The 17,011-nt window shown below is 71.5% G+C and carries 19 protein-coding genes and 1 tRNA gene; 7 read left to right on the top strand and 13 right to left on the bottom strand.

Annotated features, from left to right (window positions below):
- Positions 1 to 170 precede the first annotated feature (170 nt).
- From ACE3Q2_RS12745 to ACE3Q2_RS12695, 11 genes are all read right to left on the bottom strand, one after another.
- Complete coding sequence (locus ACE3Q2_RS12745; protein ID WP_374474380.1) at positions 171 to 716, bottom strand: cold shock domain-containing protein; 546 nt, start codon at positions 714 to 716, stop codon at positions 171 to 173.
- A gap of 27 nt (positions 717 to 743) precedes the next feature.
- Positions 744 to 1,346 (bottom strand): DUF1579 family protein, encoded by a 603-nt coding sequence (locus ACE3Q2_RS12740; RefSeq protein WP_231696264.1) that lies wholly within the window; start codon positions 1,344 to 1,346, stop codon positions 744 to 746.
- Between the two features lie 136 nt (positions 1,347 to 1,482).
- The gene (locus ACE3Q2_RS12735) at positions 1,483 to 2,106 is read right to left on the bottom strand and encodes an HAD family hydrolase (RefSeq protein WP_231696265.1); all 624 of its coding nucleotides are present in this window, start codon (positions 2,104 to 2,106) and stop codon (positions 1,483 to 1,485) included.
- Positions 2,099 to 2,491, bottom strand: coding sequence for a DUF1294 domain-containing protein (locus ACE3Q2_RS12730; protein ID WP_231696266.1), 393 nt, complete (start codon positions 2,489 to 2,491; stop codon positions 2,099 to 2,101). The genes ACE3Q2_RS12735 and ACE3Q2_RS12730 overlap by 8 nt, the downstream gene beginning before the upstream one ends.
- Positions 2,492 to 2,502: 11 nt before the next feature.
- On the bottom strand, positions 2,503 to 3,261 hold the full coding sequence (locus ACE3Q2_RS12725) for a Bax inhibitor-1/YccA family protein (RefSeq protein WP_231696267.1): 759 nt from the start codon (positions 3,259 to 3,261) through the stop codon (positions 2,503 to 2,505).
- Between the two features lie 31 nt (positions 3,262 to 3,292).
- Positions 3,293 to 5,002 (bottom strand): SulP family inorganic anion transporter, encoded by a 1,710-nt coding sequence (locus ACE3Q2_RS12720; RefSeq protein WP_231696268.1) that lies wholly within the window; start codon positions 5,000 to 5,002, stop codon positions 3,293 to 3,295.
- Positions 4,999 to 5,820, bottom strand: a complete 822-nt coding sequence (thiD, locus tag ACE3Q2_RS12715) for a bifunctional hydroxymethylpyrimidine kinase/phosphomethylpyrimidine kinase (protein ID WP_231696269.1) — start codon at positions 5,818 to 5,820, stop codon at positions 4,999 to 5,001. Before thiD ends, ACE3Q2_RS12720 begins: the two co-directional genes overlap by 4 nt.
- Positions 5,817 to 6,497 (bottom strand): YoaK family protein, encoded by a 681-nt coding sequence (locus ACE3Q2_RS12710; RefSeq protein ID WP_231696270.1) that lies wholly within the window; start codon positions 6,495 to 6,497, stop codon positions 5,817 to 5,819. Before ACE3Q2_RS12710 ends, thiD begins: the two co-directional genes overlap by 4 nt.
- A gap of 4 nt (positions 6,498 to 6,501) precedes the next feature.
- Complete coding sequence (locus ACE3Q2_RS12705) at positions 6,502 to 7,899, bottom strand: PhoH family protein (RefSeq protein WP_231696271.1); 1,398 nt, start codon at positions 7,897 to 7,899, stop codon at positions 6,502 to 6,504.
- A gap of 92 nt (positions 7,900 to 7,991) precedes the next feature.
- Entirely contained in the window at positions 7,992 to 8,474 is a 483-nt protein-coding gene (locus tag ACE3Q2_RS12700) for a peroxiredoxin (RefSeq protein WP_231696272.1), read from the bottom strand.
- 7 nt (positions 8,475 to 8,481) lie between these two features.
- Positions 8,482 to 9,129: a glycine cleavage system protein R gene (locus ACE3Q2_RS12695; RefSeq protein WP_374474379.1), complete on the bottom strand. Its 648-nt coding sequence runs from the start codon at positions 9,127 to 9,129 to the stop codon at positions 8,482 to 8,484.
- Positions 9,130 to 9,157: 28 nt separating this feature from the next.
- Here ACE3Q2_RS12695 and dapA point away from each other — a divergent pair, with 28 nt between their 5' ends.
- On the top strand, positions 9,158 to 10,048 hold the full coding sequence (gene dapA / locus ACE3Q2_RS12690) for a 4-hydroxy-tetrahydrodipicolinate synthase (protein WP_231696273.1): 891 nt from the start codon (positions 9,158 to 9,160) through the stop codon (positions 10,046 to 10,048).
- Positions 10,049 to 10,107: 59 nt separating this feature from the next.
- Entirely contained in the window at positions 10,108 to 10,659 is a 552-nt protein-coding gene (locus tag ACE3Q2_RS12685; RefSeq protein ID WP_231696274.1) for a hypothetical protein, read from the top strand.
- 87 nt (positions 10,660 to 10,746) lie between these two features.
- On the opposite strand, the gene fdxA is transcribed toward ACE3Q2_RS12685, so the two are convergent.
- Positions 10,747 to 11,070 carry a ferredoxin FdxA gene (fdxA, locus tag ACE3Q2_RS12680; protein WP_231696352.1) on the bottom strand — a complete coding sequence of 108 codons (324 nt, stop codon included), beginning with the start codon at positions 11,068 to 11,070 and terminating at the stop codon, positions 10,747 to 10,749.
- 117 nt (positions 11,071 to 11,187) lie between these two features.
- Positions 11,188 to 11,263 (bottom strand) — tRNA-Glu (locus tag ACE3Q2_RS12675).
- A gap of 119 nt (positions 11,264 to 11,382) precedes the next feature.
- Here ACE3Q2_RS12675 and pcnB point away from each other — a divergent pair.
- The 5 genes from pcnB to pgi are packed head-to-tail and all read left to right on the top strand — an operon-like array spanning position 11,383 to position 16,509.
- The gene (gene pcnB / locus ACE3Q2_RS12670; RefSeq protein WP_231696275.1) at positions 11,383 to 12,765 is read left to right on the top strand and encodes a polynucleotide adenylyltransferase PcnB; all 1,383 of its coding nucleotides are present in this window, start codon (positions 11,383 to 11,385) and stop codon (positions 12,763 to 12,765) included.
- The gene (gene folK / locus ACE3Q2_RS12665; RefSeq protein ID WP_231696276.1) at positions 12,762 to 13,265 is read left to right on the top strand and encodes a 2-amino-4-hydroxy-6-hydroxymethyldihydropteridine diphosphokinase; all 504 of its coding nucleotides are present in this window, start codon (positions 12,762 to 12,764) and stop codon (positions 13,263 to 13,265) included. Before pcnB ends, folK begins: the two co-directional genes overlap by 4 nt.
- Positions 13,266 to 13,289: 24 nt before the next feature.
- Positions 13,290 to 14,117, top strand: a complete 828-nt coding sequence (gene panB / locus ACE3Q2_RS12660) for a 3-methyl-2-oxobutanoate hydroxymethyltransferase (RefSeq protein WP_231696277.1) — start codon at positions 13,290 to 13,292, stop codon at positions 14,115 to 14,117.
- Positions 14,114 to 14,965, top strand: coding sequence for a pantoate--beta-alanine ligase (gene panC, locus ACE3Q2_RS12655; RefSeq protein ID WP_374474382.1), 852 nt, complete (start codon positions 14,114 to 14,116; stop codon positions 14,963 to 14,965). Before panB ends, panC begins: the two co-directional genes overlap by 4 nt.
- 29 nt (positions 14,966 to 14,994) lie before the next feature.
- Complete coding sequence (gene pgi / locus ACE3Q2_RS12650; protein WP_374474378.1) at positions 14,995 to 16,509, top strand: glucose-6-phosphate isomerase; 1,515 nt, start codon at positions 14,995 to 14,997, stop codon at positions 16,507 to 16,509.
- The last annotated feature ends 502 nt before the right edge of the window (positions 16,510 to 17,011 follow it).

The following is a 17,011-nucleotide window of genomic DNA, read 5'->3' as shown; positions in this document are numbered from 1 at the left end:
TCGCCCCCACAGTCCAAAACAGACTAGCGTTGCGATGACCGGTTGAGACCGCCGCTCCACTGAGCGGGAATCGACCCTCGCCTTCGCGGTGGGGCCGGCGCCAGATCAATGGACAGCGAAGAACCGACCAAACCGTCCCGGACTTGGGTGAAGAACCTTTTCTTTCGGCTTCAGTTGCAGTGCTGGCTTTCGCAGGGCTGGCCGTCGCCGTCGCCGTCCATCTGCGTGCCGGGGCAGTGCTCGAGGAAGTACCGGGCTTCCGCGCAGGAATTCATCTCGGCGCACTGGGTGCGGCCGTCGCACTGGAAGCGCGTGTCCGGCTTCGTCTCCGGCAGCAGGCCCATGCGCGTGGGGACGGGATTCGCGGCTTGTTGCTCCCTGCGTTCGACGACGTGCAGCAGCGCCAGGACACCGGCCACGATGACCGCCGCGGCGAGGGCCGTGCCGCGCCAGCCGGGACCCGGCTGACGGGGTGGGCGTACGGGCGCACGCCGCGCCGGCGCCACCGGGCCCGCGCGCTGCACCCGCACCGCGCGCGGCTTGCCGTCCTGGCCCGGCTCGACCTCGAAGGAAATCAGCTCGTCGGGGCGCGGGCGCGCGCCGTCGCGTGGAAAGGCCGAGACGTGCACGAACAGATCCGCGCCGCCGCCTGCGGGCGTGATGAAACCAAAGCCGCGGTCGTCGTTCCATCGCGTCAGGTGGCCGTGGCGCCGCATCGGAAACTCCAGTGGGGTTCCCGCGGGTCAACGGCCTGGCGCGTCTCCCGCGGACACCGCCGCCGTCGCCGCCGCTTCGGGCCGGCGGGTGAATTCGATCCTGAGCAGCAGGTGCTCGCCGGGCTTGACGATGCCCAGCTGCCAGGCCGTGAACACGCGCTTGTCGCCGCGGAATTCCTCGGTGAAGCGGTAGTCGACGAAATGGCCGTTGCCGTCGGGCTGCTTGGACGACCAGACCATGGTCTGCTCAGGCGCGTGCCAGTAGCCGTAGTCGGTGCGCACCGCGCGGTCGTTGGTGTCCACCCAGGTGTTCACGTAGGCGCCCGCCACCGGGTCGAAGCCCCAGACGCCGTGGCCCTGGTAGGCCGGGAATTCGCCGGTGGCCGGGATGTTGAAGTCGTTGGTCACCCAGTGGCCGTTGGCCAGCAGGGTGTTCACCTGCACGCCGCGCGCGCTGCCCGAGGGCTGGCCGTCCTGGAAGAAGGTGATTTCCGCGTCCCAGGTGCCGGCTTCCATGGCCAGGGGCGCATGGACGTCTGGTGGCGGCGGGGCGTCGGCGGCCGGCGCGGGGCCGGCGAGGAGCAGGCCCGCGGCAAGCGCGGCGGCGGGCAGGTGGCGAAGCAGGGACATGGTTCGGGTCTTCGTTTGGGGGTCCACCGCAAGCCTAGGGAGGCCGGGGCCTCGCCGGCCCTGCCATTCCTCACGGAAGCTTATGCCGCGCTTGCGAACCCGCCGTGCCCGGATGCGCGGCTTGCCGGGCGCCCCGTCAGTCGATGCGGTCGGACGCGAGACCGGCCGGCCAGCCGCGCGGCAGGTAGTGGGCGACGTCGGCGAGCAGCAGCATCGGTCGGTCCTCGGGCGTGTCGCCATAGGCGTGGATGCGCGCGAAGCCCGACGGGTCCACCAGCTCGCGGATGCGCACGACCTTCTCGGCGAGCACGCACTGCGGCCCGGCATAGCGGCCGGTGAGGCCGCCGTCGCGCACCTCCAGCCGCGAGCCCGCCACCTGCACCCCTTCGGCTTCGGCCCAGGGGCGCAGCAGCGCTTCGAAATTGCCCGACACCACCAGCACCGTGTCACCGCGCTCGCGATGCGTGCGCAGCCGCTGCAGCGCCTGCGGGCGAAGCCAGGCGGGAAGCTCGCGCCGCGACCAGTCGGCGGCCGCGGCCTCGAAGGCGGCCGCGTCCATGCCCGCCAGTCCCTCGCGCACCACCGCGGCGCGCACCCGCGTGCCGCTGGCCAGGCCCAGCCGGTAGGCCACGACCAGCGGCGCCAGCCGCAGGCGCGCCGCGCGCTGCCGGGCCCCGGGCACCACGCTGCGCACGAAGGCCGGGAAGGTTTCGCCGGTCGTGAGCGTGCCGTCGAAATCGAACAGCGCGAGATCAGCCATGGCCTTGGGCCACGAACCAGGCCAGCGCCCCGAGGTTGAGCATGACGGTGAACCAGAACATCGCCAGGAACGGCGCCTTCACCGACTTGTGGCGCAGCCACTGCTGCGCCACCAGCGCCCCCGGCCAACCGCCGAGCAGCGAGAACAGGTGCAGGGTGTTTTCAGGAATGCGGCGCCGGCCCGTCTGCGCCGCCGACTTGTCGAGCGCGTAAGCCGCCAGCGCCAGCAGGCTCATGGCGACGTAGGCGATGGCGACGAAGCGGGGCAGGCCGGCGAACCACGCGCCGCCGGCGAGCAGACCCAGGGAAACCAGCCCCAGCGCCGCCTTGGGCTGGCGGCGGGCCGGTACGCGCGGCCGCGGCGGCCGGCGCGCTTGCCTTTCCATCGGACGCAGGGTCAGTCGCGCGACTGCAGCTTGGCCAGCAGGCGCAGGATTTCCAGGTACAGCCAGACCAGGGTCACCACCAGGCCGAAGGCGCCGTACCACTCCATGTACTTCGGCGCGCCGGCCTCGGCGCCCGATTCGATGAAGTCGAAGTCCAGCACCAGGTTCAGCGCGGCGATCACCACCACGAAGGCGCTGAAGGCGATGCCCATCAGGCTCGATTCGTGGATGAAGCCGAAGCCGTCGAAGCCGAACAGGCGCATGCCCATGTTCACGAGATACAGCAGGGCGATGCCGCCGGTGGCGGCCACGACGCCGAGCTTGAAGTTCTCGGTGGCGCGGATCAGGCCCGACTTGTAGGCCATCAGCAGCGCCGCCAGCACGCCGAGCGTGAGCATCACCGCCTGCATGACGATGCCCGGGAAGCGCGCTTCGAAGAAGGCCGAGATGCCGCCCAGGAACAGGCCCTCGAGCAGCGCGTACATCGGCGCGGTCACCGGCGCCCAGGTCTTCTTGAACACCGTGACGATGGCCACGATGAAGCCGCCGATGCCGCCCACCATCATCCAGGGCATCACCACGCCCGGGTTGAGCGGGTCGAACAGGCTCCAGGTGTAGGCCGCCGTGGCCACCGCGAGCAGCAGCAGGAAGCCGGTCTTGTTGACCGTGCCGTTGAGCGTCATCACCTGCGACGCGTCGCGGGAAACGACCTGGCCGCTGCCGACGTCGAGGAAGGTGTTTTCGTTGAGGGCGGGGTTGCCGCTGCGCATCGTGGGGCTCCGGTGGCGTGGTGCCCGGATGCTAGCCGATGCCGGGGGGCGCGGCCAGCGTCCGGGCCAGCGCCAGCGCAGCCGGGAAGTCGGGCACGCGGTGCACCAGGCCCGCGTGCGGCAGGTGCATGCGGTCAAGCACCTCGGTGGGCTGGGGCTGCAGCCCGGACACCACCAGCACGATGCCCTGGCGCTGGCAGCGCTCGGCCAGCGCATGCAGGGCATGCACGCCACTGGCGTCCACGAAGGGCACCTGGCCCATGCGCAGGATGAAGACCTTGGGCGGGGAGGGGAAGCGGTCCATCAGGTTGTCGAGCCGGTTGGCCGCGCCGAAGAACAGCGGGCCGCTGAAGCGGAACACTTCCACGCCGGCAGGCAGGGCCTCGCGCTGGCCGGCGTCGCCGTTGCCCGCGCCGGCCTCGTCCTCGTCGCCGGCCTCGAACAGCTTCACGCCCGAGCTCACCTCGAACAGCCCCGCCATCCGGTGCATGAAGGCGAACGCCGCCACCACCATGCCCACCTCGATGGCGAGCGTCAGGTCCACGAACACCGTGAGCCCGAAGGTGAGCAGCAGCACCAGGCGGTCGCCGCGCGGCGCCGAGCGCAGGATGTGCCGGAAGGCGCCGTGTTCGCTCATGTTCCAGGCCACCACCACCAGCACGCCGGCCAGCGCCGGCAGCGGCACGTAGCTGGCCAGGGGCGCGGCCACCAGCACGAAGCCGAGCAGGAAGGCCGCGTGCAGCATGCCCGCCACCGGCGTGCGGCCGCCGGCGCGGATGTTGGTGGCGGTGCGGGCGATGGCGCCGGTGGCCGGCAGCCCGCCGAACAGCGCCGATCCCACGTTCGCCGCGCCTTGGGCGATGAGTTCGGTGTTCGAGCGGTGCTTGGCGCCGGTCATGCCGTCGGCCACCACCGCCGACAGCAGCGATTCGACGCCGGCGAGGAAGGCGATGGTGAAGGCCGCCGGCAGCAGTTCCAGCAGGCGCGGCAGGCTGGCGTCCGGCAGGCGGAAGCTGGGCAGCGCGCTGGGGATGCCGCCGAAGCGGCTGCCGATGGTGTCCACCGGCAGGTCCAGCAGCGCCACCGCGGCCGAGGCCAGCACCACCGCCACCAGGAACCCCGGCGTGGCCGCCGACAGCCGCCGCAGGCCCAGGATCACCGCCACGCAGCCCAGCGCCAGTCCCAGCGCCCAGGGGTTGAAGCCGCCGGCGTGGGCGGCCAGCACCTGCAGTTTCGGCAGGAAGGCCGCGGGCACGTCGCGCACCGGCAGGCCCAGCAGTTCCTGCAGCTGGCTGGCGAAGATGATCACGGCGATGCCGGCGGTGAAGCCGGTCACCAGCGGCTGCGGCATGTATTTCATCAGCGCGCCCACCCGCAGCAGGCCGGCCAGCACCAGCAGCACGCCGGCCATGGCCGTGGCCAGCACCAGCCCGTCGAAGCCGTGGGTGGCGATGATGGCGTAGACGATGGGAATGAAGGCGCCGGTGGGCCCGCCGATCTGGAAGCGCGAGCCGCCCAGCGCGGAAATCAGGAAGCCGGCGACGATGGCCGTGGCCAGGCCGGTGGCCGGGTCGGCACCGCTGGCCACGGCCAGGGCCATGGCCAGCGGCAGCGCCACCACGGCCACGGTGAGGCCGGCGACGGCGTCGGCGCGCAGCGTGGCGGTGTCGTAGCCCTCGCGCAGCATCGTCAGCAGCTTGGGCTGGAAGACGGGCGTACGGCGCGGGGGCAGGGGGTTCATGGCGAGGGCGGGCGACCCTTGGCGAGCCACCAGAAGTGGTCGAGCACCGCCGACCGGCCCTTGCCGGGCCGGTAGGCGTTCGCCAGCGCGCCGGCCACGTAGTCGGTGGCGTTGGCACAGGCCTCGGGCAGCGCCTGGCCGCGGCAGAGGTTGGCGGCGATGGCCGAGGCCAGGGTGCAGCCGGTGCCGTGGCCCTCGATGTCCAGGCGCGGGTGTTCGAATTCGAGCAGCACGTGGCCGTCGTCGAAGCGGTCCACCATGGCGCCGGTGCCGGGCAGGTGGCCGCCCTTGAGCAGCACGGCCTTCGCGTCCAGCGCCAGCAGCTCCACCAGCGCGGCCTCGGCGGCCTCGTCGTCGGGGATGGCGTGGCCGAGCAGCAGTTCGGCCTCGGGGATGTTGGGCGTGAGCACGGTGGCCAGCGGCAGCAGGCGCTCGCGCAGGGCCTGCAGGGCATCGTCCTCCAGCAGCTTGGCGCCGGAGGTGGCCACCATCACCGGGTCGAGCACCACGTGCGGCGGGCGGTGCGCCTCGAGCGCGTCGGCCACGGCGTGGATGATGTCGGCGGTGGCCAGCATGCCCAGCTTCACCGCGCCGACGCGGAAGTCGTCGAAGCAGGCGTCGATCTGGGCGCGCAGGAAATCGGCCGGCGGCACGTGCACCGCGGTGACGCCGCGGGTGTGCTGGGCGGTGAGCGCGGCCAGCGCGCTCAGGCCGTGCACGTGGTGCGCGGCGAAGGCCTTGAGGTCGGTCTGGATGCCGGCGCCGCCGCCGGAATCGGAGCCGGCGATGGTCAGGGCGCAGACGGTGCGATGGCTCATGGCGTGATTGTGCCCGCGGCCACCTGCCGGTGGCGATAGACCGTGTAGCCCAGGCCGGTGGCGCCGGTGAGCGCCGCCGGCAGGTACAGCGCCGCGTACTGCCAGGCGCCGAAGGCCAGCGCGCCCAGCACGCCGCCGGCCAGGAAGCTGGTGATGATGACCAGGCACAGCCACAGCCGCCGCTGCGCCACCGGCAGCCCGCGCAACGCATGGCCGAGCATGATGCCCAGGTCGGTGAACATGCCGCTGACGTGCGAGGTGCGCACCACCGCGCCGCTGTAGGTGGTGGCCATGGCGTTCTGCAGGCCGATGGCGCCGGCGGCCAGCAGCGGCCCGGCGAACAGGCCGCGCTGGAACAGCGGCACCGCCGCGGCCAGCAGCACCGCCTCGATGGCCAGCGCCACGCCGTAGCGCCGGCCCAGCCGCAGCACGCTGTCCTGGATGAGCAGGCCGCCGAGCGCGGCGCCGGCCACGAAGGCCAGCGCCATGCCCGCCAGCTGCCAGGCCGCGGTGCCGCGCCCTTCGGCCAGGGCGGCGCCGAACAGCGTGGTGGTGCCGGTGAGGTGGGTGATGGCCTGGTGCTCGAAGCCCAGGTAACCCACCACGTTCACCATGCCCGCGACCACGGCCAGCGCCGAGGCGCCGACCCAGACCCAGGTGGCCAGCCGCTCCGCCATGGCCTCAGAGCACCTCGGAGGCGTAGTCGGCCAGGCGCGAACGCTCGCCGCGGCGCAGGGTGATGTGCGCGCTGTGGTTCCAGTTCTTGAAGCGGTCCACCGCGTAGGTCAGGCCCGAGGTGGTTTCGGTGAGGTAGGGCGTGTCGATCTGCTCCACGTTGCCCATGCAGATGATCTTGGTGCCCGGGCCGGCGCGGGTGATCAGCGTCTTCATCTGCTTGGGCGTGAGGTTCTGCGCCTCGTCGACGATGACCCAGCGGTTGAGGAAGGTGCGGCCGCGCATGAAGTTCATCGAGCGGATCTTGATGCGGCTGGCCAGCAGCTCGTTGGTGGCGCCGCGGCCCCAGCTGCCGTGGTCCTCGGTGTGGGTGAGCACCTCGAGGTTGTCGGTGAGCGCGCCCATCCACGGGGTCATTTTTTCTTCTTCCGTGCCGGGCAGGAAGCCGATGTCCTCGCCCACGCTCACCGTGGCGCGGGTCATGATGATCTCGCGGTAGCGCTGGATGTCCATCGTCTGCGTGAGGCCCGCGGCCAGCGCCAGCAGGGTCTTGCCGGTGCCGGCGGTGCCGAGCAGGGTGACGAAGTCGATCTCCGGGTCCATCAGCGCGTTGAAGGCGAAGTTCTGCTCGCGGTTGCGCGCGTTGATGCCCCAGACCTGGTGCTGCGGCGCGCGGAAGTCGTCGACGATCTGAAGCACGGCCTTGTCGTCGTCCAGGCGCGCCACCTTCATCTCCACCTCGTCGTCGCCGGGCATGAACAGGAACTGGTTCGGGTACCAGCCGTCGTCGGCGGTGCGGCGCACTTCGTAGAAGGTGCGGCCGCGGTCGGTCCAGCTGCGCAGGTTGCCTTCGTGGCGCTCCCAGAAATCGGCCGGCAGTTCGGTGGCGCCGGTGAAGAGCAGGTTGAAGTCGTCGATGGCGCGGTCGTTCTCGTAGTCCTCCGACTTCACGCCCGAGATCGAGGCCTTGATGCGCAGGTTGATGTCCTTGGACACCAGCACCACCGGCACGCCCGGGTTGTCCTCGATCAGCTGCAGGATCGAGCCCAGGATCTGGTTGTCGGGCAGCACCAGGCCGAAGCGCTTGCCCACTTCCACCGGGCGCAGCTGGAACAGCAGCCGGCCCACGGCCTCCTTCGCGCGCAGTTGCAGGCCCTGCGGCCGCACCAGCTGCACGCCGTCCTCGATGCCGCCGCTGCCGTGCGCCTCGATGATCTCGTTGAGGAAGCGGCTGACCTGGCGCGCGTTGCGGCTGGCTTCCGAGTGGCCCTTCTTGCCGTTGTCCAGCTCCTCCAACACCATCATCGGGATGAAGACGTCGTGCTCCTCGAACTTGAACAGCGCGGTGGGGTCGTGCATGAGCACGTTGGTGTCCAGGACGTAGATGCGCTTCGATCGGGTCATGGGCTTCTCGGGCTAGGGGTTTTCACCCCGGAAAGGACGGCGCCGCCGAGGCTCGCGGGGCGAGTCGGCGGCGGGGATGTGCACGGTGTGGATCACTTTGCCTTGGTGGCCTGCTGGTGATGCTTGAGCGCTTCGAACACGGCGTCGGCATGGCCGGGCACCTTCACTCCGCGCCAGGCCTGGGCGACCCGGCCGTCCGGGTCGATGAGGAAGGTGCTGCGCTCGATGCCGAGCACCTTCCTGCCATACATGTTCTTCTCTTTGATGACACCGAAGGCGTTGCAGAGGGCTTCGTCGGCGTCCGACACCAGGTCGAAGCGGAAACCCTGCTTCGCGCAGAAGTTGGCGTGCGACTTCACCGAGTCGCGCGAGACGCCCAGCACCTCGCACTTCGCGCGGCGGAAGGCGGTGAGTTGGGCGTTGAAGTCCAGGCCCTCGGTGGTGCAGCCGGGCGTGGAATCCTTCGGGTAGAAGTACAGCACCAGCCACTTGCCGCGGTAATCGGAGAGCCGGGCGGACGCGCCGCTGCCGAGGGTGAGGGCCAGGTCGGGGGTCTTTTCGCCGGGTTCGATCATCGGTTCCTCAGAACTTCATCGGGTCCATGATGGCGTCGAGGTTGAGGTGGTCGCAGAACTCGAGGAAATCGTCGCGCAGGGCGGCGATGTGCATGTTGGCCGGGATGCCGATGGTGACCTGGGCCGAGAACATGTCGGCGCCGGTCTGCATGGCCCGGTAGCGCGAGCTGTGCAGGCTTTCCACCGTGATGCCCTGGCGGTCGAAGAAGTCGGCCAGCTGGAACAGGATGCCGGGCTTGTCGGCCGCCACCACCTCGACGATGTAGGGCAGCAGGTTCGACTGCAGGGCCTTGGGGCCGGTGCGGTACCACACCAGCTTGAAGCCTTCCTCGCGCTCGAGCCGGGTGAGCATGGCCTCGAGCTTGGCCACGGCGTCCCAGGAGCCGGTGGCCAGGGCGGTGACGGAGACGTCGCGGCCCACGGTGGACAGGCGGGCGTCCACCAGGTTGCAGCCACTGTCGGAAATGCGGCGGGTGACGGCCAGCAGCGGCGACTGCGGATGCGTGGTGTACGCGCTGATCAGCAGGTGGTTCTCGTTGGCGGCAGGGCGCGCGGCAGGGTCGGTCAATTCGGTGTTCCGTGGCGGCGCGCCGGGAGGCGCGCTGAATGGTCGCGGCCAGCATACTTGCCGCCGCTTTCCGGCCGCAAGTAACATCGCCCAAAGTCCACGCAAGGCCCTTCCTTTGCACCTTTCCGGCAGCATCACCGCGCTGGCGACGCCGTTCACGGCCTCCGGTGCGCCCGATTTCGACGCCTGGCAGCGCCTGCTCGACGCCCAGCTCGAGGGCGGCAGCTCGGGCGTGGTCGTCGCCGGCTCCACCGGCGAGGCCGCCACGCTCTCCGACGACGAGTACACCGCGCTGCTGCGCGCCGCCGTCGCCCGGGTCGGGGGCCGTATTCCCGTGCTGGCCGGCACCGGCCTGTCGGGCACCGCCAAGACCATCGCCCAGACCCGCCTGGCGCGCGACCACGGCGCCAATGCCGCGCTGGTGGTCACGCCGCCCTACGTGCGCCCCACGCCCGACGGGCTGGTGGCGCACTACACGGCCGTGGCGGAGCAGGGCGGCCTGCCGGTAGTGCTGTACAACGTGCCCGGCCGCACCGGCTGCGACATGCAGCCCGAGACGGTGGCGCGCCTGTGCCGGCACCCGAACATCGTCGGCCTGAAGGAGGCGCGCGGCGACGAGGCGCGCTGGCAGGCCCTGTACCCGCTGGCCGGGCGCGACTTCGTCCTGCTCAGCGGCGACGACCCCACCTTCGTGCGCGCCCTGCTGGGCGGCGCCGCCGGCGTCATCTCGGTGGCCTCGAACGTGGTGCCGCGCGCCTTCGCCCGCCTGTGCGCCCTGGTGCGCGCCGGCGAGGCCGACGCCGCCCGGGCGCTGGACGCCCGGCTGGCCGGCCTTTACGACTTCCTGGGCTGCGAGCCGAACCCGATCCCGGTGAAGGCCCTGCTGGCCCGCCAGGGCATCGGCCACGGGCTGCGGCTGCCGCTTCTGCCGCTGTCGGCCGCCCACGAGGGCGAGGCGGCGGCCATGGCCGCCCTGGTCGAGCGCATCGAATCGGAACTGAAGTAACCTTGCCGCCCCACACATCGCGCCGCGCGCCTTCCCGCGCGGCCTGCCAGGAGAACCGCATGACCCCGTCCACGCTTTCCTTCCGCCCGCTGCTGGCCGGCGCCCTGGTCGTCACCGTGTTCGCCTCCAGCGGCTGCGGCTGGATCCGCAGCAAGTGGGGCAACGAGGGCGCCTACCAGGAAAGCCGCCAGAACCAGCCGCTGGAAGTGCCGCCGGGCCTGGACCTGCCGTCCACGGCCGGCGCCGTGACCATCCCCGAGGCCCCGGCGGGCGCCGCCACGACCGCCCCGGGCGAGGGCGTGCCCAGCGACGTGGGTGGCGCGGCGGCCGGGAACGTGGCCGGCATCGAATCGTTCACGCTGTCCGACTCGGTCGAAAGCAGCTGGCGCCGCATCGGCATCGCGCTGGGCAAGATCGAGGGTGCGGTCATCGGCGACCGCGCGCAGCTGCTCAACAGCTACGAAGTGAGCTACCAGGGCGTGTCCATGCTGGTGCGCGCCGAGGCCGTGGACGGCCAGACCCGCGTCGTGGCCCTGGGCCAGGACGGCCAGCCCATCCGCACCGGCGTCGCCACCCAGCTCCTCGCCCTGCTGAAAGCCCGCCTCGGCTGAACCAAACGAACCAGGTTGATTTTAGGTAAGAAAAAACGCCCTATCGGGGCGTTTTTTCTTACCTAAAATCAACCTGGTACATTCGATTCAGCGTTTCAGCTCGCCGAGTTTGCCGGTCTTGCCGTCCCACTCGGCGGCGTCGGGCAGGGGGTCCTGGCGGGTGGTGATGACCGGCCATTCCTTCGACAGCTCGGCGTTGAGGGCGATGTAGCCCTCCTGGCCGGCCGGCACGTCGTCCTCGGGGAAGATGGCCTTGGCCGGGCACTCCGGCTCGCACAGGGTGCAGTCGATGCACTCCTCGGGGTCGATCACCAGGAAATTCGGGCCCTCGTGGAAGCAGTCCACCGGGCAGACCTCGACGCAGTCGGTGTACTTGCAGCGGATGCAGTTCTCGGTGACGACGAAGGGCATGGGGCTTTCCCTGGCACGTGGATTCAATGCCGCAATTCTAGCGCCCGGCGCGCCACCAAGCCCAGCGCGGGCCGGAAACGAAGAAGGCCCGGCGTTGGCCGGGCCTTCTGGAATAGGTGGCGCTCCCTAGGGGACTCGAACCCCTGTTCCAGCCTTGAGAGGGCCGTGTCCTAGGCCACTAGACGAAGGGAGCGCGGATGGCGAAGCGGTGACGCGGACGCTAGTATACCGGGCTTGATCGCCTCCGGGAAGGGTTTCGCCGTTCCCGGGGCCTCCCGCCGCCGCGCAAGGATCCCGCGCCGCCACCAGCCCATGACGGACACCGCCATCGCCACCCCGATACCGCCCCTGGTCGTCGCCCGCGCCGACCATGGCATCTCCCGCAAGGACATCAGCCCCAACGCGCTGCGGGTGCTCTACCGCCTGCGCGACGGCGGCTTCCAGGGCTACCTGGTCGGCGGCGCCGTGCGCGACCTGCTGGTCGGCGGCCACCCCAAGGACTTCGACGTCGCCACAGACGCCACGCCCGAACAGGTCAAGGCCCTGTTCCGCAACTGCCGTCTGATCGGCCGCCGCTTCCGCCTGGCGCACGTGGTGTTCGGCAAGGAAATCATCGAAGTCGCCACCTTCCGCTCCAACAGCTCGGACGACAGCGACGACCGCTCCACCGACGACGGCGGCCGCCTGCTGCGCGACAACGTCTACGGCAGCATCGAGGACGACGCGGTCCGCCGCGACTTCACCGCCAACGCGCTGTACTACGCCATCGAGGACTTCTCGGTGCGCGACTACGTGGGCGGTTACGCCGACGTGCAGCAGCGCGTGCTGCGCCTGATCGGCGACCCGGTCGAGCGCTATCGCGAGGACCCGGTGCGCATGCTGCGCGCCGCGCGCCTGGCGGCCAAGCTGGGTTTCACCATCGCGCCCGAAGCCGCCGCGCCCATCCCGGAGCTGGCCGAACTGCTGGGCGGCGCGCCGCCGGCTCGGCTGTTCGACGAGTGCCTGAAGATGTTCCTGGCCGGGCACGCCGAGAAGAGCTTCCTGCTGCTCGAGGAACTGGGCCTGCTGCCGGCGCTGTTCCCCGAGACCGCCAAGGCCCTGGCCACCAACCGCAGCGGCGCGCTGCGCACCATGGTGCTGCAGGCCCTGCGCAACACCGACGCCCGCATCGCCGCCGACAAGCCGGTGACGCCGGCCTTCCTGTTTGCGGCGCTGCTGTGGCCGGCCTACTGCCGCGAACTGGCGGTGCTGCAGAAGTCGGGCATCGACCCGCTGGTGGCGCAGCAGCGCGCCGCCGACCGCGTCACCCTGCACCAGGCACACCGCATCGCGCTGCCGCGCCGGTTCTCGCTGCCCATGCAGGAAATCTGGCTGCTGCAGCCGCGCTTTGGCCAGCGCGTGCGCAAGCGCGTGTTCCGGCTGCTGTCGCACCCGCGCTTCCGCGCCGCCTTCGATTTCCTCGAGCTGCGCGCCACCGCCGCGCCCGAGGTGGCCGAGGACGTGGCCTTCTGGCGCGAGGCCCAGGCCCAGGCGCCGGGCGAGCTGGCCGAGCGCCTGGTGCCCAAGGCGCCGCGCCGCGACGCCGACGGCGACGCAGCCGATGATTCCGCTGAAGACGAATCCGGCGCCGCGCCCAGGCGCCGCCGCCGTCGCCGCCGCCCGAGGCCGGGAGGCGGGGCGGGGGCGTCCGAGTGACCCCAGCGGCGCCGGTGCGCGCCTATGTCGCCTTCGGCGGCAACGAAGGCGATGTGCAGGCCAACCTGCTGGCCGCCATCGACGCCCTGGCCGCGCTGCCGGGCACGTCGGTGCAGCGGCGCTCGTCGCTCTACCGCACGCCGGCCTGGGGCCGCACCGACCAACCTGACTTCCTCAACGGCGTGGTGGAACTGCACACCGCGCTGGACGCCCATGAACTGATGCAGGCCCTGCTCGCGGTCGAAACCCGCTTCGGCCGCGTGCGCGGCGAGGGCGCCGAGCGCTGGGGCCCGCGCACGGTGGACCTCGACCTGCTGGCTTACGGCGACGAAGTGCGCGACGAGCCGGGCCTGACCCTGCCGCACCCGCGCCTGCACGAGCGCGCCTTTGTGCTGGTGCCGCTGGCGGAAATCGCGCCCGGCCTGGTGGTGCCGGGGCGGGGCCGGGTGGCCGACCTGCTCGCCGCGGTGGATGCCACCGGCATCGAGGCGATACCTTAGGGCTCCCCACTTCCGGATCCCGCCATGTACGCCAACGATCCCAAGGCCCCGGCGCGCGCGCGCCTGACGGTGCCTGCCCTGCGGCGCATGAAGGCCGAGGGCCGGCGCATCGCCGCCATCACCGCCTACGACGCCGGTTTCGCCCGCAGCGTGGACGCCGCCGGCATCGACCTGGTGCTGGTGGGCGATTCCCTGGGCATGGTCTGCCAGGGCCACGACAGCACGCTGCCGGTCACTGTGGACGACATCGCCTACCACACCGCCTGCGTGGCGCGCGGCCTGTCCGGAGCGCTGCTGGTGGCCGACCTGCCGTTCCAGGCCGACGCCACGCCGGAGCGCGCGCTCGACGCCTCCACCCGCTTCCTGCAGGCCGGTGCCGCCATGGCCAAGCTCGAGGGCGCGGGCCACAAGCTCGAGGTCATCCGCTTCCTGGCCGAGCGCGAGATCCCCGTCTGCGCGCACCTGGGCCTGACCCCGCAGTCGGTGCTGCGCCTGGGTGGCTACAAGGTGCAGGGCCGCGAGGCCGCCGCCGCCCGCCGCCTGCTCGAGGACGCGAAAGCCGTGGCCGAGGCCGGCGCCGACGCGCTGGTGCTCGAATGCGTGCCCTCGGCGCTGGCCGCGGAAATCACCGCCGCCATCGCCATCCCCACCATCGGCATCGGCGCGGGCCCGGCCTGCGACGGCCAGATCCTGGTGCTGCACGACCTGCTGGGCATGAACAGCGGCCACCGCCGCCCGCGCTTCGTCAAGGATTTCCTCGCCGACGGCGGCTCGATCGAAGGCGCCTTCCGCGCCTACGCCGAGGCCGTGCGCGCCGGCACTTTCCCCGCCCCCGAACACGGATACGACTGATGCAGACCCACACCACGCTGGCCGCGCTGCGCGCCCAGCTCCGGCAATGGCGCCGCGAAGGCGCCAGCGTCGGCTTCGTGCCCACCATGGGCAACCTGCACGCGGGGCATTTCGCGCTGGTGGAGCTGGCGCGCAAGCACGCCGACAAGGTCGTGGCCAGCATCTTCGTCAACCCGACCCAATTCGGGCCGAACGAGGACTACGCGCGCTACCCGCGCACCCCCGACCGCGACATCAACGGCCTGGCCGAACACCGGTGCGACGCGCTGTTCTTGCCCTCGGTGGAGCAGATGTATCCGTTCGGCACCATCGGCTGCGTGCAGATGCACGTGCCGGGCATCACCGACATCCTGTGCGGCGCGCACCGGCCGGGCCATTTCAACGGCGTGGCGCAGGTGGTGGCGCGGCTGTTCAACATGGTGCAGCCGGATCTCGCGGTGTTCGGCCGCAAGGACTACCAGCAGCTGCAGGTGATCCGCTACATGGCGAAGGAAATGAGCTTCCCGGTGGAGATCATCCCCGCGCCGACGCTGCGCGAGGCCGACGGCCTGGCCATGAGCTCCCGCAACCAGTACCTCGAGGGCGACGAGCGGCGAACCGCGGTGCGCATCTACCAGACGCTGTGCTTCATGCGCGACGCCGCGCGCCAGGGCCTGCCGGTGCCGGGCATCGAGGACGAGGCCACTTCGCGGCTCGAGGCCGCCGGTTTCACAGTGGACTACGCCGAAGTGCGCCGCGCCGACCTCACGCGCCCGCGCTCGCCCGACGAGCCCGGCCTGGTGGCGCTGGTCGCCGCGCGCCTGGGGCGCACCCGGCTGATCGACAACCTGGAATTCGACGCGGCCTGAGCCGCGGGAACCGGGCAGGAGGAAGAAGGATGCTGACTCCCGAACATTGGCTGGCGCTGGGCCGGCACGCCGGCCGCCTGGAGCAGGTGTCGCTGCCGGAACTGCTGGCGCGCGAGCCGGCGCGCGCCGACGCGTTCGCGCTGCGGGTGGGGCCGATCTACGCCAGCTTCGCGCGCCAGCGCATCGACGCCGAGGCCTGGGACGAACTGCTGGCGGCGGCCAACGAGGCCGGGCTGGGGCAGGCGCTGCACGCGCTGTTCGACGGCGCGCTGGTGAACCGCACCGAAGGCCGGCCGGCGCTGCACTCGGCGCTGCGCGGCGACGTGGGGCAGGGCGACGTGGCCCGGGCCGCCGCGCGCGAGGCCCGCGCCGCGCGCGACCGCATGGATGCGCTGCACGCGGCGCTGGCCGATGGCCCGGTCACCGACATCGTCAGCGTCGGCATCGGCGGCAGCGACCTCGGGCCGCGGCTGGCGGTGGACGCGCTGCGCGACTTCCACGACGGCCGCTTCCGCGTGCACTTCCTCACCAACATGGACGGCAGCGCGGCCCAGCACCTGCTGCAGCGGCTCGACCCGGCGCGCACGGCCGGCATCCTGGTGTCCAAGAGCTTCGGCACGCAGGAAACCCTGCTCAACGGCGGCATCCTGCGCGACTGGCTGGGCGGCTGCGACAGGCTCTTCGCCGTGAGCGCGAACACCGGCCGCGCCGAGGCCTTCGGCATCGCGCCGGCGCGCGTGCTGCCGATGTGGGACTGGGTGGGCGGGCGTTATTCGCTGTGGTCGGCGGTGGGTTTCGCGCTGCAGCTGGCCATCGGCCGCGAGGCCTTCGCACGGCTGCTCGAAGGCGCCGCGCTGATGGACCGGCACGTGCGCGAGGCGTCGGTGGCGCACAACCTGGCGGCCTGGCACGGCCTGTTCGCGGTGTGGAACCGCAACGCGCTCGGCGCCGCCACCCAGGCGGTGCTGCCCTACGACGAACGCCTCGCGCTGCTGCCCAGCTACCTGCAGCAGCTGGTGATGGAAAGCCTGGGCAAGTCGGTGCGCGCCGACGGCAGCCCGGTGCCAGTGTCCACCGTGCCCGTGCTCTGGGGCGGCGCCGGCACCAACGTGCAGCACAGCTTCTTCCAGGCCCTGCACCAGGGCACCGACCCGGTGCCGGCCGATTTCATCGGCGTCATCCGCCCGGCGCACGGCCACGAGCAAAACCACCGCGCGCTGATGGCCAACCTGCTGGCCCAGGCCGAAGCCCTTGCCAACGGCGCCGGCCACGACGACCCGCACCGCCACCACGCCGGCGGCCGTCCAAGCACGCTCATGCTGCTCGACGAACTCACCCCGGCCTCGCTGGGCGCGCTGCTGGCCATGTACGAACACAGCGTCTACGTGCAGGCCGTGCTCTGGGGCATCAACGCCTTCGACCAGTGGGGCGTGGAGCTGGGCAAGAAGATCGCCGGCGAACTGCTGCCCGCCATCTCGGGCCAGTCCCAGCCCAGCGACCCGGTCACCCGCGCCCTCGTCGCTGAGATCCGCGCGCGGCGCTAGGAACAGGCAGGGATCTTCGCCCAAGTCGGGGACCGGCGCCGTCGCCACGGCGGAAGCGAGGGTCGCTTCCCACTCAGTGGAGCCTTTATTTCGCGGGAAGCGACCCTCGCTTCCACCGCGCCGCCGGTACCTGCCGGCATGGGCGCCCCACGAAGGGCAGGCGGGGCCGCGCTCCGATGCTTGCGCGTCTCGACCCGGGCCGCAGGGAACGATTTCTCTTGCCGATCCGGTGGGTTGAACGGGCCCACGCGCATGCCGGCCAGCGCGTGTACGCCTGCGTGTCCCTTCGGACACTTGATGCGGCGCCAAGGCCAGCGTGGAAGGTGGCCAGCGTGGGAGTCCTCGCCGCCCGGCAGCGGGTGCAGGGTTCAGGCGAAAGGCTCTTCGCCAAGCCCGGAACTTCGATCAGACGCCGGAGGCATCGGTATACCCGCCCCGAACCCACACCCGCCGCCGGGCGGCGAGCCGGTTCGTACTGGCCATCTTCCATGCTGGCGAAGCA

This window comes from Arenimonas sp. (assembly GCF_041913985.1).
In the GTDB taxonomy this organism is placed as follows: Bacteria; Pseudomonadota; Gammaproteobacteria; order Xanthomonadales; family Xanthomonadaceae; genus Arenimonas.
The sequence above is the reverse complement of the archived record's forward strand: the minus strand, read 5'-3'. Positions and strand labels throughout refer to the sequence as shown.